Raw genomic sequence first — 17,446 nt, 5'->3', positions numbered from 1 at the left:
TTATTTAACCTCTGCAAACCTTCGGGATACTTCCTCCCAACTCACCACATTCCACCAGGCTGCAATGTAATCAGGTCGTCTGTTCTGATAGTTTAAATAGTAAGCATGTTCCCATACATCCAAACCTAAAATGGGTGTGCAGGCACATTCAGCAATATCCATCAGTGGATTATCCTGGTTGGGAGTGGAGCAAACGCAAAGATTGCCATCATTTTTCACACCCAGCCATGCCCAGCCGGAACCGAACCTGGTGGCAGCAGCGTTTGAAAATTCTTCCCTGAACTTATCAAAAGAACCAAAGCTACCATTAATTGCGTTTAACAGGTCGCCTGAAGGTTGTCCGCCACCGTTAGGAGACATGATGGTCCAAAAAAGACTATGATTATAATAACCGCCACCGTTATTCCTGACCGCTCCGGAATGTTTGCTGATATTTTTCAATATCTCCTCAATAGACTTATCAGCCAATTCAGTGCCATCAATAGCGTCATTTAATTTAGTGGTATAAGCATTGTGGTGCTTGCCACGATGTATTTCCATGGTCATTTTATCGATATGCGGCTCCAATGCGTCAGGTGCATAAGGCAAAGCCGGCAGTTCGAATGCTGTTTTTGCAGCTACATTTTCCATAATTTTCTGTTTTTAGAGGTGGTACATATTTAATTTTGCAAATATAAGAACTATATAGCAAAACCACAAAAGAACATATACTTTGAAAATAGATTAAAAAAAATTATACATCCCGAGTACTCGGGAGCAGTCGGCTTTATAGAGAAGTTGGCAGTTGGCAATGGGCAATTGGCAAAATTGCCTACTATCTTGATCGATACTTTTCAGGATTTTCTATCATGTGATTCAACATTCGTCCTACTTCTTCTGACTTGTTGCGAAGTTCTTTGTTTTCTTGTTGCGAACTACCATTTTGCCAACTGCTTGCTGCTCCCGCCTGAGGCGGGACCAACTATTATTTTTAAACAACTTATCTGCCTGAGACAGACAGGGAAAGTTATGTTCTAAATTTTCCCGGACAATAGTGATAAACTACCTTATTTTATCAAAAAAATCAGTGATCAGTTTCCCACATTCTCTATCCATTATTCCGGAAACAATTTCTGTTTTAGGATGTAAAATATTTGCTTTGACCTTTTTAAAACCTCTTTTTGGATCGGGAGCGCCAACTACAAGTTTTTTTATCTGGGCCCAATAGCAGGCGCCTGCACACATCAGGCAAGGCTCAAGGGTTACGTATAAAGTACAATCGCTGAGATTTTTTCCACCAAGGTAATCCGAAGCAGCCGTAAAAGCGATCATTTCAGCATGCGCAGTAAAATCCCTCAATATTTCAGACTGGTTATGTGCCCGTGCGATCACTTTATTATTACACACAATCACAGCTCCGATAGGTATTTCTCCCTCATCAAAAGCATACTTTGCCTGCTTGTATGCTTCTTTCATGAAATATTCATTACTTGGTTTCAAAATAAAAAAGTATTTTTTTACAAACAATTTGGTCAAAACAATATTACTATAAATATTTTATTTCATCACAAGATCTGACAGGTATATGTAATTTTCATCCTTCCTGCAGTGAATATGGAATTTTATCCATTAAAATATGCAAAACATTTGTCTGCTTCACAAAAGCACCTGTTAGCTTCCAGGGAATACGAACGACTTGCCTTTTTCTATCCACATGTTGATTCCATATTTAAAAAAAATCTAAACAATGAAATTGAAGCTATTATTGTTGACGATCATTAATATTTCCCTTACAAAATGACTATCACTATGCACTCCTCCGTTTATTGGACATCAATGATTCACTCTCCGGATATTTTTACAGGAAAAAACTTTTTTATCTGGCTGTCATTAATTTTAAAATCGGAGCGCTTAACTCATCTGAACGTTATTTCAAACAGCTCACAGAAAGATCAGACAGCGCCAAAATCGTCAAAATATTTAGTGAAATAAATAAGGTCAATAAGATCAGGCCCCGAGCAGCAAAGAATTTAAGTATGCTATTGCCCGGTGCCGGACAGATTTACTATGGTGATATTAAAAATGGGATCAACTCGTTTGTTTTAAATGGACTGCTTGTAGCTGCCGGTGTGTACTTCGCGTTTGAATACACCGTTTTAGATGCAATACTTTTTACCGGCCCTTTCTTCAGGCGCTACTATAAAGGCGGTTATATGAAAGCAATGATCGGGGCAGAGAGAAAGATCGTGTCTCTGAGAAGCAAAAAATTTATTGAGCTGCTTGAGTTGGTTGATAGAAATTACTAAAATTATCATTATTAATTTCTAAACAGATCAACCAGCCCCTACCTTCTTTACATTATCTCCCGAATCACGGTCAATTAATTTATTATAGGGATCTATGCCGGCTTTCCAGGGAAGCTCGTCTACAATAATTTCAAATTCCATTTCCGGCTGGTTAATTTTATGTTTTTTCAGGTACAAAGGCTTACCAATAGAGGATTTATCCGAATTAGAGTTTTTTTCCGAATTGAAAGCAGAGACGTCCAAATTGGGCGTCTCTGCTTTCAATTCGGATTTACCAAATATCCCAATATCTATCCAGTCGTTAACAGGGATCTCTTTTTCATTTCCCAAACTGTCAGCCCGTAACTTTTTAGACGCTACCTTAATCTTAACAGCATACTTACCATCCGGGCGTTTTTTAAGTACAGCTTCATTGGTTTTGTTTTCATACAAGGTAATCGTTTCAAACATATCCTTTATTATATATTGCAGAGAATCGGGGGTAGCTGATTTGATATAGCTTAAAAATTCCAGTGAATTGGTATATGGGGGTTGTTGATAAGCTACTGCTTTGATATATTTTCTTAACGCTTCATTTAATGAATCCTCTCCTATGTAATCACGCAATGCGTACATTACCAACCCACCTTTCTGATAATGAATATATCCCTGTCCTTCTACCAATATCAACGGCAGTTCCTTTTTTCGTTCAAAACTTCTACCTCTTAAATATCTGTCCAATTCATATTTAAGAAATTTCTTCATTTTTTCCTTTCCAAACTCTTTTTCCATCACCATCAAGGCTGAATATTGAGACATGGTTTCAGACATCACCGTAGCGCCTTGTACATTCCCTCCTATCACCTGGTGAGCCCACCATTGGTGCGCTACTTCATGGGCTGTAACATAAAAGGGATAATCAATATCATCTTCATCATCCTCATCTACCTGTGCAATAAAACCTATTGCTTCTGAATAAGGAATGGTATTAGGAAATGATTGTGCAAATGAAGCATAGCGGGGAAATTCCAGTATCCTGACTTGCTTATGCTGGTAGGGTGAGAAATTTTCTGTATAATAATCCAAAGATCTTTTAATAGCTTTTACCATAGCATCCAGGTTGTATTCATGTCCTTTATGGTAATAAATTTCAATAGCCCCCCTAACAGCCCCCCTTTGGGGGGATTTAGGGGGGCTGTTAGGGGGGCTGGTAGGGCCGTAGCTATCTCTTATAACTTCATACCTTGCAGATAGGAAAGAATAAAAATTCAAAATTTTACAGTCCATTTTATAATGAAAGTATCTTCTGTTACCCTCTGTCCATTCACGTTGTAAATAACCAGGCGCTATAGCAATCTGATCCGGGCTGGTACTTATAGTAGCTTCAAAAGTAATCCAATCAGCATCATGTGAGATATAATTATTCAACCTTGCATTGCTGTCATTTACTAAAGCCATACGTTCTTTAGGTTTCAGGCCATGTTTTTTACGGGTATCATCATCACTTAATTCTCCGCCTTCGTTGTAGCCAATAGCGGGTAAATAGCTGTTACTATGTAAAAATGTCCCGTTTTCAACGATACTTGTATTGGAGCCGCTATTTTTGAACCCTTTCGTAGTGAAAGCTAAATCAAATTGAAGCACTACATTTTCACCCGGCAATAATGGTTTTGATAATTCAACTATGTAGTACCCTATCTTCTCATCTTCCAAAACCATTTTATGATTCCTGTCAAAAGACATATCATTAATAGTTATGTTGCGATTTATATCAATATGGATAGAATCAATAGCCTCGTTGGTTTTATTTTTTAAAATATAATGTCCTTTAAATGCAACATCTCTGCTAAGTGGGTAGATATCTACGTTGACATTTACATCTGTTATACGCGGTTGTGGTGAATTTTCAAACTTTTTATATCGCTTTTCATATTCTACACTTAGTTCTTCTCTTTCGTTGCTGGTCATATATTCATTTAAGATATTGGTATTGTAAAAAATAAAACCACCGGAAATAAAGAATACCAATAAAGCTAAGATAAAAGCTATTTTTGTGGGCTTAACAAATTGTCTTCTTGCAAGTTGAGTCCGCCATTTAAGGCTTGTTTCCAACCCCCGTACCCAGAAAAGGTTAGACAATATCGCTAATGATACTGCAAAAGCCGTCCAGTAAATTTTAAACCACCCAATCGGCAAGATAAAATGTCCAAAGCCATTCATATCAGAATAGGTATATCCCGGATCATCAGCGTAATCATATAGTTTATGTTCCCAACCAAATTGCGCCATAAAAATGCTCACCAAAAAATATACAACCATGATAAAATGTCCAAGATATTTATGATTTACGATTACCTGGACCAGCATGGCTAATACACAAAGCAAGGCAAGTTCTATAAATTGTAATCCGAATAATGATTTTACATATAGACCGGTCTCAAAATGATAATACCCCTTAAATACCTGGATGATTAAACCACACAGCATTACTACTAAGAGTAATACGACCTGAAGCAGGATCAAAGCAGTTAATTTAGAACTAAACGGCACCCAGTTAGGGATGGGTAGGGCATCAAAAATCTGATTGATCTTGGTTGTACGTTCTCTCCAAACCAATTCACCGGCATAAAAGATAATAATAATAAGAAAAAACAAGCCGAAAGAGCCGCTTATTATTGAAATAACCTGGTAGGTAACGGGATAGGTAGTTGTTCCATAAAACTTTCCAACCTGGCTTCCATTAACAAACATCAGCACTACACCGGCAAATAGTATGGCTATAAAGTAAACGTTCTTTACAATTCCTTTTAATTCCTGCCCTGTAAGTTTAATATATTGTACTAAATTTGTAGAAAAGGAAAATATCCTGGTTGCTCGTGGTATTAAAAATTTCCCTGCCCAATCTATTGTTTCAGTTTCTAAAGTTTGCTGCTTCAATTTTTTCCTAGATCTCTTTTCTGAAATAAAATAAGAGAAGCTGAATTTTTTATATGCAAAAGCAAAGATCAATACACCGGCACTTAACCAGATAATTCTGTTGAAAAATAAGTGCCCGGTAAATGGAATGATCAATGTATTCTTTTCAGCTACTGTCCAATATTTTGTTGCTAATCCGGTAGCGCTTTCTCCAAATGGATCTAATAATGCTGCAATAGTTTCATTTTCCAGGTCAGAAAGAAGGCTGAGCCCCATAAAATACAAGACTAAGAAAACAACACTTCCAACATAAGTAGAAAGAATATTCCTGGTGAGCGTGGCTAATGCAAAAAAGATAGCGCCTGTAAATATCAGGTTGGGAAGTACTGTAACTAAATAGGGCTGCACATAAGCCATTGCATAAAATGGACCAATATAATCCTGGTCTAACCACGGCATCCATGAAGCAGTTAAAATCCCTATTCCAAGACCTAAAAAAACCAAAAAAGCAATTACCAATGAACCCAAAAACCTGCCCGCTAAATATCCGAATTTAGAAATAGGTTTTGAATAGAATAAAGAATGCGTTTGGTGTTCAAAATCCCTGTAAACAGGATTGCCCATAATGGCTGAAGTCACCAAAATGCCAAAATAACTTAGAAGAGTTATCAGGAGATAAATTTGATATGGTGAGTTTGCCAGTACTTTCCCTCCGCCTCCGCTGCCAACACTGATGACCACTCCTTTGAAACCCCCGGCCATTCCATTCACTGCCAGGAAAGTCAGCAAAAAGAAAATGCCAAAATATATGTAATTGGCAGGGCGCTTGAAGCGGTATTTAAGTTCAAAAAAGAAAATTTCTTTAAACATGAATATCTTTTGTAATAGTAGAAAAATATACATCTTCCAATTCAGGTGGTACCGTCTCAAAAGATTTATCCGGTTTTTGTTCACTATACACATGGATCAGGGACTTGCCGGCAAACAACCTGGCAGAGATAACATTAAATTTATCCTTATACGCTTTTAGCTGATCTTTCTCAATTACTTTTTCCCACACTTTGCCTTTCAGATCATTCATAAGCTGCAAAGGGCTTCCGGTTAAGAGCACCTCTCCAAGATGAATGATTGCCATGCTGCTGCATAGATCACTTACATCATCCACAATATGCGTAGAAAGTATAACAATGACATTTTCCCCGATTTCACTCAGCAGGTTATGAAACCGTATGCGCTCAGCAGGGTCTAACCCTGCCGTAGGTTCATCTACAATGATCAACTTTGGGTCGCCTAAAAGTGCTTGTGCAATACCAAACCGTTGTTTCATACCTCCGGAAAAAGTTCCCAGATTTTTCTTTCTCACCTCATATAAATTGGTTAATTGAAGTAAACCATGGATCACTTCTTTTCTTTCTTTAGGATTAGAAACACCTTTTAATACTGCAAAATGATTCAACAAACCTTCAGCAGTTACTTTTGGGTACAAGCCAAATTCCTGCGGTAGATATCCCAATAATTTTCTAACTTCATCCTTTTGGTCCAATACGTTTAGATCATCAAGATAAACAGAACCCGTATCTGCTTGCTGTAAAGTAGCAATGATGCGCATTAAGGTTGATTTACCTGCGCCATTCGGCCCAAGTAAACCAAACATGCCAGTAGGAATCGTTAAGGAGACATTTTTTAACGCCTCTACACCATTCGGATAAGTTTTTGATAGATTATTGATTTTTAATTCCATTTTTTCTTGCCACTAACTAAGGCACAAAATATGTAAAATTACCTTTGTGTATCTAGTACGTCTTTGTGGCATTTTTTTCTTACTTTTTCAACGCATCCGCAGGTTTGGGAGTAAAATGCCCAATCCCCCCTGCAAGCTTATCATTAAATTCAGTAGGTATGGTTCCTTTTTCAATCCGTTGGTTCCAGGTTTCAGATGGTTTGCCTGTGTCTCTTTCAACCATGGTGATACAATCCTCTACAGGACAAACTAATGAGCACAGATTACATCCCACACAATTCTCTTCAATAATATAAGGAACCCTGTCGCTGCCAATGCCTTCGCTGCCATCCTCCTTTTTAAACGGAACATCATTCTGTTCTACTAATCCAATCGCCTGGTGTGCCCCGTCTTCACAAGCGATATAACAAAGCTGGCAGCCAATACATTTATCTTTATTAATTTCAGCAATAACCTTGTAGCTTAGATCCAGGTCACCCCATTCCGATACATTAGGTAAAGCTTTGCCCACAAGATCGGTTACTTTGGTAAATCCTTTATCCTGCATGTATATCTTCAAACCGCTGATCAGTTCATCTATTATTCCAAAACCAAAATGCATCACAGCAGTGCAAACCTGTACATTAGAAGCGCCTAAAAGCATAAATTCTACCGCATCCCGCCAGGTTGAAATGCCACCGATCCCGGAGATGGGCAGCCTCACATCCGGATGCAGGGCGCAATTTTTAACCATATTTAAAGCAATGGGCTTAATTGCGGGACCGCAATAACCACCATTTGTACTTTGCCCATTCACTACCGGGTAAGGAACAAATTTATCCAGGTCAACGCCAACAAGACTCTGAAAAGTATTTACTAATGAGATCGCATCGCCTCCGCCTTTGTTGGCAGCAACAGCAGGGTCTGTGATGAAACTAATATTGGGGCTTAATTTAACAATTACAGGTACAGTAGCTGCTTCTTTCACCCAGGATACGATGGTTGTCAACACTTCAGGTTCCTGGCCCACAGCCGAGCCCATCCCGCGTTCGCACATGCCATGAGGGCAGCCGAAATTCAGCTCTATTCCATCTGCCCCTGCATTCTCAACATCTTTTACTATTTGATGCCATTCTTCTTTTGATTCAACCATTAAGGAAGCAACAACGGCATTATCGGGGAAGTGCTTTTTTACTTCTTCCATATCTTTCAAATTATCTTTGAGCGGGCGGTCTGTTATTAATTCAATATTGTTTAGCCCGATCAGGCGCTGTCCGTTGTAATTCACGCCACCATAACGGCTGGAGACATTTACAATGGGTACGCCTACCGTTTTCCATACGGCTCCACCCCAGCCCTTGTCAAATGCTTTCATCACCTGGTATCCGGAATTGGTCGGTGGCGCAGATGCCAGCCAAAAGGGGTTTGGGGATTTTATTCCTGCGAGGTTTGTTGTTAAGTCAATCATGGTTTATTAAAGTTTGTGAGTGTTTTGGATTAGTAGTAATTCATTGTCATTCAGCATTTTTAAAAAAGTCATTTCTCACTAAAAAATCATTCGTTACTGTCGTCCAAGTCAACCAACGCTTTCTTTCCATTTTTTTAAATCTGTATGGAAATCCTATTGCGTTTTCGTTATCAATTATTGATTTGTCCTGGATGTGCATGTGTAAATGAGGCCATGAAGTATTTCCTGAGTTACCTGCTTGTGCGATTAGGTTACCTGCTTTGACTCGATCACCTTCTTTAACTTTAACAGATTTTTTGTCAAGGTGTGCAAGGAAAACATATCTGTCTTTTTTAAATTCTATTACAACATGGTTTCCGGCTGGATTCAAAGTGTCCATTGGCATAAAAGTAATACCAGCATTTGGTAAACTATCAACAACACTTACTACTATTCCTGATACCGGTGAGTATATGTTTTCTCCCATCGTATAAAAATCCGTTATATCTTTTCCTTCTCCCTCAAAGAATTGTCCATTATTATTTACTTTAACAATATCCATTGCATACATTTGAGCTTTTACAGCACAGTGATAGTTTACAATTTCTGAACCACCTGCATGTCCTGCTGTCCATATGCCTTTTACTGGTAAGTCAACGAGATAGCACTCCTTTTCTGAAAGATACGCAAACATGTGAGGTATGTAGATTGTCAGATAGACAGAAAGAGGAAGCATAATAATTACAATAATTGTCAGGATGACTTTTTTGTAGATTTTCTGGATAAGTTTTTCTGAAATGGTCAAAGTGAGAAAACATTCCAAACCGGCAACCAAGAAAGTAATGATTACAAGCAGGTTGTTTAGGTAGTTCGGTATAATAAATTTAAATGCTGAGCCAACATAAGCATAAAACGGAGCGTATACAATTGTTAGCAACATTGAAAGTCCGAATAGAATTTTTAGGACTTTGGGATACCAATTTCCGGTAATCTGTCCGATAGGTTTTCTGTCTGATTTTTTAAGGAAAACTTTATAAATTCTATAAATCAAAAATCCTATTAATATCACCACAATTGTCCAGATGACAACAGCGTAAATCAGTCCTAATGCTTTCAGTGAGTTCATTCTATTTATTATTTATTGAGGCAAATTGTAACTATTATATAACTGTTCCACGAAATAAATTTCGTGCTACAAAAAAATTTCGTTTTACTTGTAGCGCGATATTTATATCGCTTTAGGAAATCATAACGCTAGGTCAACATTCCACCATCAACCTGTATAACCTGCCCGGTAATGTATTTACTCAAATCAGAAGCCAAAAAAGCAGCACAATCGGCTACATCTTCGGGGGTGCCTCCTCTCTTTAAAGGGATGGCTTTTCTCCATTCTTCAACCACTTTTTGGTCAAGTTTCGCTGTCATTTCTGTTTCTATAAAGCCGGGCGCTATGGCATTTGAGCGGATATTCCTTGAACCAAGCTCTAAAGCTACCGATTTAGTGAACCCGATAATACCAGCTTTTGAAGCAGCATAATTCGCCTGCCCTGCATTACCTCTTATTCCTACCACAGACGAGATATTGATGATTGATCCGGATCTTTGCCGCATGAGGGTGGGTAATACGGCCTTGGTCAAATTAAAAACAGATTTTAAATTTACACTGATCACAGCATCCCATTGTTCTTCTGTCATTCTCATCAGTAAGCCATCTTTGGTGATGCCGGCATTGTTGACCAATACATCCAGAGAGCCAAAATCCGATACTACATTTTCAATTAATTTTTCAGATGCGCTAAGATCTGATGCGTCAGAGGAGTAACATTTTACCTTGATACCGGCTTTCAGAAGTTCCTTTTCCAAAGGTTTTGCATTATCTACGCGTGCAATATCCGAGATAGCAACATTGGCTCCTTCTCCCGCAAATTTAAGGGCTATGGCGCTTCCAATACCTCTGAAAGCGCCCGTGATGAGCGTGGTTTTACCTTCTAATAAATTCATGATTCAAAAGTAGTAAGTTTAACCACAGATTACACAGATTACACAGATTTTTTTTAAAATAAGATTTTTTCTGTAAAGAAAATCATTAAATTTGCAGCATGAAACAATCTAAATTTATTTGAAATGCAAGCAATATCAAAATACAGTGAAGTAAAAAATGGACAAGTTGTTATTAAAATACCAAAAAATTTTACTTCAAAGAAAGTACAAATAATTATATTACCCACAGAAGAAGAAAAAAAAAGTTCTAAACAAGAGTTAACGGAACTTTTATTGAAAGGGCCAACCTGGAGTGAGGAAGAATTAAAAGCTTTTAATGACTCAAGGGACCATTTTAATAAATGGAGAACAGAATGATATTGTTAGACACTTCTATTATAATCGATTATTTTAGAAAAAAAAACAAATAATATGTCACAATACGATTTATTAGTAATCGGCAGCGGTCCAGGCGGTTACGTAGCTGCCATCAGAGCTTCACAATTAGGAATGAAAGTAGGCGTAGTGGAGAGAGCCGAGCTGGGAGGTATTTGCCTGAACTGGGGCTGTATCCCTACCAAAGCGCTTTTAAAAAGCGCCCAGGTATTTGAATATATGAAACATGCAAGTGATTATGGCATATCGGTGAAGGATGTTAGGCCTGATATTAAGGCAATGGTCAAAAGAAGCCGGCAGTCGGCTGGTGATATGTGTAAAGGAATACAATTCTTATTTAAAAAGAATAAGATAGACCATATTAATGGAGCTGGGGCTTTGAAAAACGATCATACTATTGAAGTTACCGATAAGAATGGGAAAAAAAGTGAAGTAACAGCCAAAAGCATCATCCTGGCTACGGGAGCTCGCTCAAAGGAACTGCCTTCTATACCAATTGACGGAAAAAAGATCATAGGATACCGCGAAGCAATGATACTTGAAAAACAGCCCAAATCCATGGTTGTAGTAGGGGCAGGGGCTATTGGTGTTGAGTTTGCTTATTTTTATCATGCGATCGGAACTAAAGTTACCATGGTAGAATACATGGACCGTATAGTTCCCGTAGAAGACGAAGATATTTGCAGAGAGCTGGAAAAATTATTTACAAGATCAGGGTTGAAGGTACTAACCAGCACATCTGTAGAAAAAATTGATACGAAAGGTAATAATTGCAAGGTTTCAATAAAAACTAAAAAAGGTACACAAAATATTGAAGCCGAAATAGTGATCTCGGCTGTTGGTATCACCTCTAATTTAGAAAACCTGGGGTTAGCCGAAGGTGGCGTTGCAACAGATAATGGTAAAGTATTGGTGAATGATTTTTATCAAACCAATATTCCCGGGATATATGCAATCGGGGACATCGTTCACGGGCCGGCTTTAGCCCACGTAGCGTCTGCTGAAGGAATTATCTGCGTTGAAAAAATTGCCGGGAAAGATCCTGAACCGTTAGACTATAATAACCTGCCTAATTGTACGTATTGCCAGCCGGAAATCGCATCCGTAGGTTATACCGAAAAAGCAGCTAAGGAAGCAGGCTATGAAATAAAAGTTGGCAAATTTCCATTTTCAGCCTCCGGAAAAGCAAGCGCTGCCGGCACAAAAGAAGGTTTTATAAAGGTTATTTTTGACGCCAAATATGGCGAATGGCTCGGTGCACACATGATCGGTGCCAATGTAACAGAGATGATCGCTGAAGCGGTTGCTGCCCGTAAGCTGGAAACAACAGGCCATGAAATAATCAAGACAGTGCATCCGCATCCTACTATGTCAGAGGCAATTATGGAAGCTGCAGCAGCGGCTTATGGGGAGGTGATACATTTGTGATTTTTAATACAGTGCTGTCAGGTGTTTCCACCTGATAGGGATGTCGGGTGTTTCCTTGTAGAGACGTTGCATGCAACGTCTCTACAAGGAAACACCCGACACCACGAAAACCTTTTTAATTTAAAATTTCAAACTCCACCCTCCTGTTAAGCTGCCGTTTTTCTTTTGTATCGTTGGGCACAACCGGTTTTTCTTCACCATATCCCTTATAAGTTAATTTACCTGACTGAACACCTTTTTTTATTAATTGATAATTGTTATGCCCAGTTTTTTTATTTTTGTTTTACGGGAGTTGGGTAGTGTCGATGGAAAGTTGGAGATTGTCTATTTGTTCCTTTAGATGCTTAATTTCTTGGTCCTGCCTGTCGTCTTTCTGTTGTTGTAATGTGTCTTCCATTTGTTCTAATTTATCGTAGAGCCGTTGTCTGCTCTCAGAGGTAAATTTGAAGTAATCGTATGCAAACATTAAGAAAGCCAGAAAGAAAGCAATAAGGACAACATAAACAAGTGTATCTGTCCGGACAATACGTTTGTGTAAGTCAACAATGTTCTTGGTAGAAGGAGCATCTTTGAATAAATTTTTAAGCGAGGAAAGCTTTCTCTGTTTCACTTAATGAAGTCGTAAATTCCTTTTAATTCCAAAATCCCATCAGCCCTTTCAAGCGCCCCAATGTCATAGCTAACAAAATCATACCAATCAACGCCTCCAAGTTTCCGGAAAGATTGTCCTGGATAAATTGTCAATCCTTCTATCTTGATTGCCCTTCTTGGTTCAAACGTGCCGTTAGATGTCAATTTGAAAATATCAACAAATTTGTATTCTTTAATATCTTCTAAAGTTTCTGGTTTCATATCAGTATTAATCTAATATAGTATTTAAGTTTTCCGTTCGTTGTTCTTGCTACGTATTTCTTACAAAAAAGTTTTTGCAAATATCCAAATTTTAAGGTGTTAAAAAAACTTATTCAACCACTATTTTCTTAAAAAACAAAAAATTATCATCAATCGTACCTGTGAGATTGTCGGGTGGAAACACCCGACACCACGAAAACCTTTTTAATTTAAAATTTCAAACTCCACCCTCCTGTTAAGCTGCCGTTTTTCTTTTGTATCGTTGGGCACGACCGGTTTTTCTTCACCATATCCCTTATAAGTTAATTTACTTGACTGGACACCTTTTTTTATTAATTGATCATATACTGATTTTGCCCTTTTTTCTGATAAGGCCTGGTTGTAGGAAGCAGGACCAACATTATCTGTATGCCCGATGATGGTAATTTTTACTTCATCGCAAGGCTCAATTACATCTTTCAAATAATTTAATCCTTTAAATGCTGCAGACCTTAAAGCATAGTTGTCAAAATTGAAAAGGATATTTTTAAATTTAATACTTTTTCCTACTTCGGCACAAGCAATACTTTTACCGCTAAAATCATCAGGGTCCCCTTCGGGAGATTCTGATGAGACAGAAACAATTTCAGTTTCAGCAGAGTCTTTTGTTTCGTGTAGCTCTATTACTGTTAAGTCATTAGAAGGCCGTTCCCCCTTCAGGCCTGTCCCGTACCTTTGGTCGGGAGGGTCAGGGGGTGCGGGAGAGAGAGATGGGCCATAGAGAGAATCAGGCGGTGGAATACTATCCCCGCCAGGTGGCTGGGAACTGGCGCTATATCCAATAGTAACGCCATCAACTACATATTTTCCATCTGCTGTGATCATTGCACCTGCAACTGAAGTAAGCCATCTGATCTCATCAGGCGAAAGTACTACATATTTAAATTCTCCCTGGTCATCATAGCAGCCAACAGTGATCTCATCGACTTGATTCCGGGAAACAGCGACAATTGAACTAAGTTCGTCCAGTTCATCAGCAGAAAGATTTGAAACATTAAATTCTCCCTGCTCATTGTAATATCCAAGAGTAATTCCATAAACAACCAATTTTCTATCTGCCGTTAACAAGGAGCTCTTAGGGGGTGGTGTAAGTTTCCTGATCTCATCACTAGAAAGTTTGGCAAACTTAAATGTTCCTTTTTTATCGTAGTGACCGATAGCAACATTATCCACTACGTATTTCCTGTCTGCCGTCAGCATCGTGCCTTCAGGTGAGCTAAGCCTCTTGATCTCATCAGGTGAAAGATTGACAAACTGAAATTTACCATCTACATCGTAGTATGCAATAGTAACGCCCTCAAACATTAATTTGCGGTCTGCTGTAAGCACTGGTCCCTTACGTGAACTCAGCCTCCTGATCTCATCAGGTGAAAGATTAGAATAGTGAAATTCACCATCTTCACTGTAGTATCCAATAGTAATATCATTAACCACCAATTCCCTGTCGGCAGTCAGCATTGAACCTACAGGAGCAGAAAGTCTCCTGAGCTCATCGGGAGAAAGTTTAACAAAGTTAAATGCTCCCACCTGGTCATAGTATCCGATGGTAATTCCATCTACGATGTATCCGCCTTCAACTGTGATCTTTGATTTATCTACTATTCTAAGGCGATAATAACAACTGAACATAAATCCAGCATTAAATTGTTCAGCAATGCTGTCAGTAGTAATAGTAATACTTTTTACAACAGAAGTATCTTTGATCGTTGCAGTTGTATCCTGCGGATCAAAGGCAGGCATAAATTCTTCTTCTTCCATCACTATTATTTTACCCTCTTCCTCTAATACTACTAAAGCTAAAACTTCTGTTGAATCCTTTTGAAGAAATTCTTTTTCGAGTTCCCTCGCTTCGCTTTGGGTAAGCCTTTTTATTTCCAGGTATTGTGCCATTTTTTTTGCTTTTTCAGCGCCCAATATGTCATTTAAAACTATTTCGTTGGTCAGCCGATTACTTTCAACGCCATAAGATCTTATCATAGCTATTAAAGCTAAAGAATCATTATCAAATCGTTGAAAAAGTGCAAATAAATCGGGCAGATTAACAACGTAAATATCCTGTTCACCATATCCTTCTTTTCTGTAAGAAGAAAAATACCCTCGCTTGCCATCATTTGAAAAAACAAAATAAATATCATTCTCTGCAGTATTCACCGGGTAGCCTATATTTTCCGGCTCTGACCACTTTCCGTTCTCATCCAATATGGTTCTGAAAACATCATAATCGCCCATACCCTTATGACCTCTGGAGCTAAAATATAATGTTTTCCCATCAGGAAGTATAAAAGGCGCATCTTCATCATATTCTGTATTTATTTCAGGTCCTAATCTGGTTGATTTTCCCCATTTTCCATTCTTTTTTTTATGACTGACGAAAATATCAAGGTCTCCGTATATGTCGGGTTTTGTACTTGAAAAATATAAGGTTTGACCGTCAGCAGTGACAGATACGGATGGTTCGGTACAATTGCTGTTTATATGCAACCCTAAACTTTTAGGATTTGACCATTGACCGTTTTTAAAATTAGAAAGAAAAATGTCTCCGCTCCTTTTGGTTTTATATACAAATAACTGCGCAGCATCAGGGGATAAAGCAATACAGGCATCATGTAAGGCAGAATTTATATCGCTGCCTATATTTCGGTTTTACCCAGTAATTCCCTCTTTTACGGGATATATAAATATCTTCAAAAAAGTCATGATCTTCGGACCTGTTCCAGCCAGTGCTTCCCATTCTTCTGGATGTAAAGATCAGCACAGAATCATCAGCAGAGATCAAGGGTACATATTCCGAATGAGGCGTATTGATCAGCACTCCTATATTGTCAATTAACGCACCTACGGGGTACTTCACAAATTCTTTTCCATTATTACATTCAAAGATATTTCTCTTTATCTTATTAATAAGCTCATTTTTTTCACTTGACCTGTATCCCCATTTAAAAAAATCTCTTTGCAAAACACTATCATGGTAACGCTCATAATATTCTATCGCCTTGTTAAAATCATGAGTCAGGTGATATCCTTTTGCTATCAAATATATAATATAATCAGTTGAATTGATCCGCGCTAATTCTTCATCGCTAAATTCAATATAATCAACCATTAGCTTCAATATTTCGGGGTTCAATTGGTGTGCTTTTTTTAAATACGGGATGGCTTTTACTTTATTCACTGTTTTAAGATAACATAAACCTGCCAACAAGTTGACCGCAGCATTATCAGGACCAAATTCCAGAACTTTAAGGTAGATATCCTGAGCATCTTTAAAATGCCTGAAATTATACATATCATTAGCAAGTGGGATCATATCTGTATTTTCCCGGGCTGTTTTATCAGCCTGTGCAAATACAGGAGTGTCAGGTGGAAACACCTGACACCACACCAAAATGATAATACTACACCTAATTAATTTTCTCAATAAATAGAACATTTTTTAAAGCTACTACTTAAAATTGCCTTCATGCCACAAAGGTACTAAGACACAAAGTTTCACTAAGATTTAAAATTTAAATCAATCATCAGAATAAAGGAGATGTTTAATTTTTTTAACAAATTCCATCATTTGATCAAACAAATCCAGAACCTGCTTTTTGGTGAATTTTGTAAAAGTTCCATAATCAGCTTCAGAACGTTTTTTAAATGCTTCCCTGTACATTTCGCCATACTTTACATCAACTACATTTGTTTCTACAAACTTTTTATCAAACCATGCTATCAGGGGCAAATGTTTTGTACCTTTAAATTTGTGCTTAAGAGCTAAAGCAAAAACAATATAGTACACTGCATAATATATTCTGTTTACTGCCGCTTTCAACCTGTCTTTTGCGATCAAAATTTGAGCATCTTCAATGGCATCTTCTGCCTGCTCAGTTCTGTATCTGATCAAACTCTCTCTATCTTCATGTTTAAGTGTCATATTACAATACCGTTTTCAAATGCTTCAAGCACGACCGGTTGTTTACCTTTAAGGGTATTTAATTCTTTATTTGAAATAAGTGTGAAATCAGTAAGGATATGGTATTTAAGATCATTCTTATAGACAACCCTTAATATTTTCCTTTCATATCTCCAATCATAATTACGATTTACAACAATAAGCACATCATAATCAGAATATTCCCGCGCATCTCCGTTTACCTGGGAACCAAATAATATTACCTGAGCAATTTCGCCAGGGAAATATTTGATGAGTAATTCTTTTAATTCTTTTATTATTTCAATTTTATCCATGCTTCAAAGATAAAGAAATTACTGCAAAATTAAAACAGTATTGATTGTCAATGAAGGATATTCTTTAATAATTTCTTGTTCAGACATTCCATCAGCGAGCATTGAAACTATCAATTGAACTGGAATTCTTGTTCCTTTAATACAAGGTTTTCCGTGCATAATTTCAGGATCAGA

The 17,446-nt window shown here is 37.8% G+C and carries 19 protein-coding genes; 4 read left to right on the top strand and 15 right to left on the bottom strand.

From position 1 onward, the window contains the following. Positions 1-630 (bottom strand): superoxide dismutase, encoded by a 630-nt coding sequence (locus tag FVQ77_00235; protein ID MBW8048776.1) that lies wholly within the window; start codon positions 628-630, stop codon positions 1-3. A 411-nt stretch (positions 631-1,041) separates the two neighbouring features. After that, the gene (locus FVQ77_00230; GenBank protein MBW8048775.1) at positions 1,042-1,455 is read right to left on the bottom strand and encodes a nucleoside deaminase; all 414 of its coding nucleotides are present in this window, start codon (positions 1,453-1,455) and stop codon (positions 1,042-1,044) included. Between the two features lie 35 nt (positions 1,456-1,490). Here FVQ77_00230 and FVQ77_00225 point away from each other — a divergent pair, with 35 nt between their 5' ends. Then, positions 1,491-1,700: a membrane protein insertion efficiency factor YidD gene (locus tag FVQ77_00225; GenBank protein MBW8048774.1), complete on the top strand. Its 210-nt coding sequence runs from the start codon at positions 1,491-1,493 to the stop codon at positions 1,698-1,700. Between the two features lie 105 nt (positions 1,701-1,805). Next, on the top strand, positions 1,806-2,285 hold the full coding sequence (locus tag FVQ77_00220; protein ID MBW8048773.1) for a hypothetical protein: 480 nt from the start codon (positions 1,806-1,808) through the stop codon (positions 2,283-2,285). Positions 2,286-2,312: 27 nt separating this feature from the next. Here FVQ77_00220 and FVQ77_00215 read toward each other — a convergent pair whose 3' ends face one another. The 5 genes from FVQ77_00215 to fabG form a co-directional block, all read right to left on the bottom strand. Beyond that, positions 2,313-6,050, bottom strand: coding sequence for a hypothetical protein (locus FVQ77_00215; protein ID MBW8048772.1), 3,738 nt, complete (start codon positions 6,048-6,050; stop codon positions 2,313-2,315). After that, the gene (locus FVQ77_00210) at positions 6,043-6,921 is read right to left on the bottom strand and encodes an ABC transporter ATP-binding protein (protein MBW8048771.1); all 879 of its coding nucleotides are present in this window, start codon (positions 6,919-6,921) and stop codon (positions 6,043-6,045) included. Before FVQ77_00210 ends, FVQ77_00215 begins: the two co-directional genes overlap by 8 nt. 79 nt (positions 6,922-7,000) lie before the next feature. Beyond that, positions 7,001-8,368 carry an NAD-dependent dihydropyrimidine dehydrogenase subunit PreA gene (preA, locus tag FVQ77_00205; GenBank protein MBW8048770.1) on the bottom strand — a complete coding sequence of 456 codons (1,368 nt, stop codon included), beginning with the start codon at positions 8,366-8,368 and terminating at the stop codon, positions 7,001-7,003. A 46-nt stretch (positions 8,369-8,414) separates the two neighbouring features. Continuing rightward, the gene (locus FVQ77_00200; GenBank protein MBW8048769.1) at positions 8,415-9,473 is read right to left on the bottom strand and encodes a peptidoglycan DD-metalloendopeptidase family protein; all 1,059 of its coding nucleotides are present in this window, start codon (positions 9,471-9,473) and stop codon (positions 8,415-8,417) included. 128 nt (positions 9,474-9,601) lie between these two features. Continuing rightward, on the bottom strand, positions 9,602-10,348 hold the full coding sequence (gene fabG, locus FVQ77_00195; protein MBW8048768.1) for a 3-oxoacyl-[acyl-carrier-protein] reductase: 747 nt from the start codon (positions 10,346-10,348) through the stop codon (positions 9,602-9,604). Between the two features lie 123 nt (positions 10,349-10,471). On the opposite strand from fabG, the gene FVQ77_00190 reads away from it, so the two are divergent. Both FVQ77_00190 and lpdA read left to right on the top strand, forming a co-directional pair. Then, positions 10,472-10,705 carry a hypothetical protein gene (locus tag FVQ77_00190; GenBank protein ID MBW8048767.1) on the top strand — a complete coding sequence of 78 codons (234 nt, stop codon included), beginning with the start codon at positions 10,472-10,474 and terminating at the stop codon, positions 10,703-10,705. A 54-nt stretch (positions 10,706-10,759) separates the two neighbouring features. Continuing rightward, the gene (gene lpdA / locus FVQ77_00185) at positions 10,760-12,151 is read left to right on the top strand and encodes a dihydrolipoyl dehydrogenase (GenBank protein MBW8048766.1); all 1,392 of its coding nucleotides are present in this window, start codon (positions 10,760-10,762) and stop codon (positions 12,149-12,151) included. 115 nt (positions 12,152-12,266) lie between these two features. Here lpdA and FVQ77_00180 read toward each other — a convergent pair whose 3' ends face one another. From FVQ77_00180 to FVQ77_00145, 8 genes are all read right to left on the bottom strand, one after another. Continuing rightward, entirely contained in the window at positions 12,267-12,395 is a 129-nt protein-coding gene (locus FVQ77_00180) for a hypothetical protein (protein ID MBW8048765.1), read from the bottom strand. A 39-nt stretch (positions 12,396-12,434) separates the two neighbouring features. Further along, the gene (locus FVQ77_00175; protein ID MBW8048764.1) at positions 12,435-12,761 is read right to left on the bottom strand and encodes a hypothetical protein; all 327 of its coding nucleotides are present in this window, start codon (positions 12,759-12,761) and stop codon (positions 12,435-12,437) included. Next, entirely contained in the window at positions 12,758-13,003 is a 246-nt protein-coding gene (locus FVQ77_00170; GenBank protein MBW8048763.1) for a hypothetical protein, read from the bottom strand. Before FVQ77_00170 ends, FVQ77_00175 begins: the two co-directional genes overlap by 4 nt. A gap of 204 nt (positions 13,004-13,207) precedes the next feature. Next, a complete protein-coding gene (locus FVQ77_00165) occupies positions 13,208-15,523 on the bottom strand; it encodes an OmpA family protein (GenBank protein MBW8048762.1) in 2,316 nt (771 codons plus the stop codon). A 121-nt stretch (positions 15,524-15,644) separates the two neighbouring features. Further along, positions 15,645-16,460: a hypothetical protein gene (locus FVQ77_00160; GenBank protein MBW8048761.1), complete on the bottom strand. Its 816-nt coding sequence runs from the start codon at positions 16,458-16,460 to the stop codon at positions 15,645-15,647. 93 nt (positions 16,461-16,553) lie between these two features. After that, the gene (locus FVQ77_00155; GenBank protein MBW8048760.1) at positions 16,554-16,958 is read right to left on the bottom strand and encodes a HEPN domain-containing protein; all 405 of its coding nucleotides are present in this window, start codon (positions 16,956-16,958) and stop codon (positions 16,554-16,556) included. Further along, complete coding sequence (locus FVQ77_00150) at positions 16,955-17,272, bottom strand: nucleotidyltransferase domain-containing protein (GenBank protein ID MBW8048759.1); 318 nt, start codon at positions 17,270-17,272, stop codon at positions 16,955-16,957. Before FVQ77_00150 ends, FVQ77_00155 begins: the two co-directional genes overlap by 4 nt. An 18-nt stretch (positions 17,273-17,290) precedes the next feature. Next, positions 17,291-17,431 (bottom strand): DUF433 domain-containing protein, encoded by a 141-nt coding sequence (locus tag FVQ77_00145; protein MBW8048758.1) that lies wholly within the window; start codon positions 17,429-17,431, stop codon positions 17,291-17,293. Positions 17,432-17,446 lie beyond the last annotated feature (15 nt).

The sequence above is a fragment of the Cytophagales bacterium genome, from assembly GCA_019456305.1.
Lineage (GTDB): Bacteria > Bacteroidota > Bacteroidia > Cytophagales > VRUD01 > VRUD01.
Note: the sequence above shows the minus strand (reverse complement) of the source record. Positions and strands in the feature narration are given on the sequence as shown.

Coding starts and splice junctions, on each gene's coding strand:
- FVQ77_00215 (MBW8048772.1), bottom strand. CDS start 6,050: ATGTTTAAAGAAATTTTCTTTTTTGAACTTAAATACCGCTTCAAGCGC.
- FVQ77_00170 (MBW8048763.1), bottom strand. CDS start 13,003: ATGAAACCAGAAACTTTAGAAGATATTAAAGAATACAAATTTGTTGAT.
- FVQ77_00155 (MBW8048760.1), bottom strand. CDS start 16,958: ATGACACTTAAACATGAAGATAGAGAGAGTTTGATCAGATACAGAACT.
- FVQ77_00145 (MBW8048758.1), bottom strand. CDS start 17,431: ATGCACGGAAAACCTTGTATTAAAGGAACAAGAATTCCAGTTCAATTG.
- FVQ77_00235 (MBW8048776.1), bottom strand. CDS start 630: ATGGAAAATGTAGCTGCAAAAACAGCATTCGAACTGCCGGCTTTGCCT.
- lpdA (MBW8048766.1), top strand. CDS start 10,760: ATGTCACAATACGATTTATTAGTAATCGGCAGCGGTCCAGGCGGTTAC.
- preA (MBW8048770.1), bottom strand. CDS start 8,368: ATGATTGACTTAACAACAAACCTCGCAGGAATAAAATCCCCAAACCCC.
- FVQ77_00230 (MBW8048775.1), bottom strand. CDS start 1,455: ATGAAAGAAGCATACAAGCAGGCAAAGTATGCTTTTGATGAGGGAGAA.
- fabG (MBW8048768.1), bottom strand. CDS start 10,348: ATGAATTTATTAGAAGGTAAAACCACGCTCATCACGGGCGCTTTCAGA.
- FVQ77_00200 (MBW8048769.1), bottom strand. CDS start 9,473: ATGAACTCACTGAAAGCATTAGGACTGATTTACGCTGTTGTCATCTGG.
- FVQ77_00150 (MBW8048759.1), bottom strand. CDS start 17,272: ATGGATAAAATTGAAATAATAAAAGAATTAAAAGAATTACTCATCAAA.
- FVQ77_00190 (MBW8048767.1), top strand. CDS start 10,472: ATGCAAGCAATATCAAAATACAGTGAAGTAAAAAATGGACAAGTTGTT.
- FVQ77_00210 (MBW8048771.1), bottom strand. CDS start 6,921: ATGGAATTAAAAATCAATAATCTATCAAAAACTTATCCGAATGGTGTA.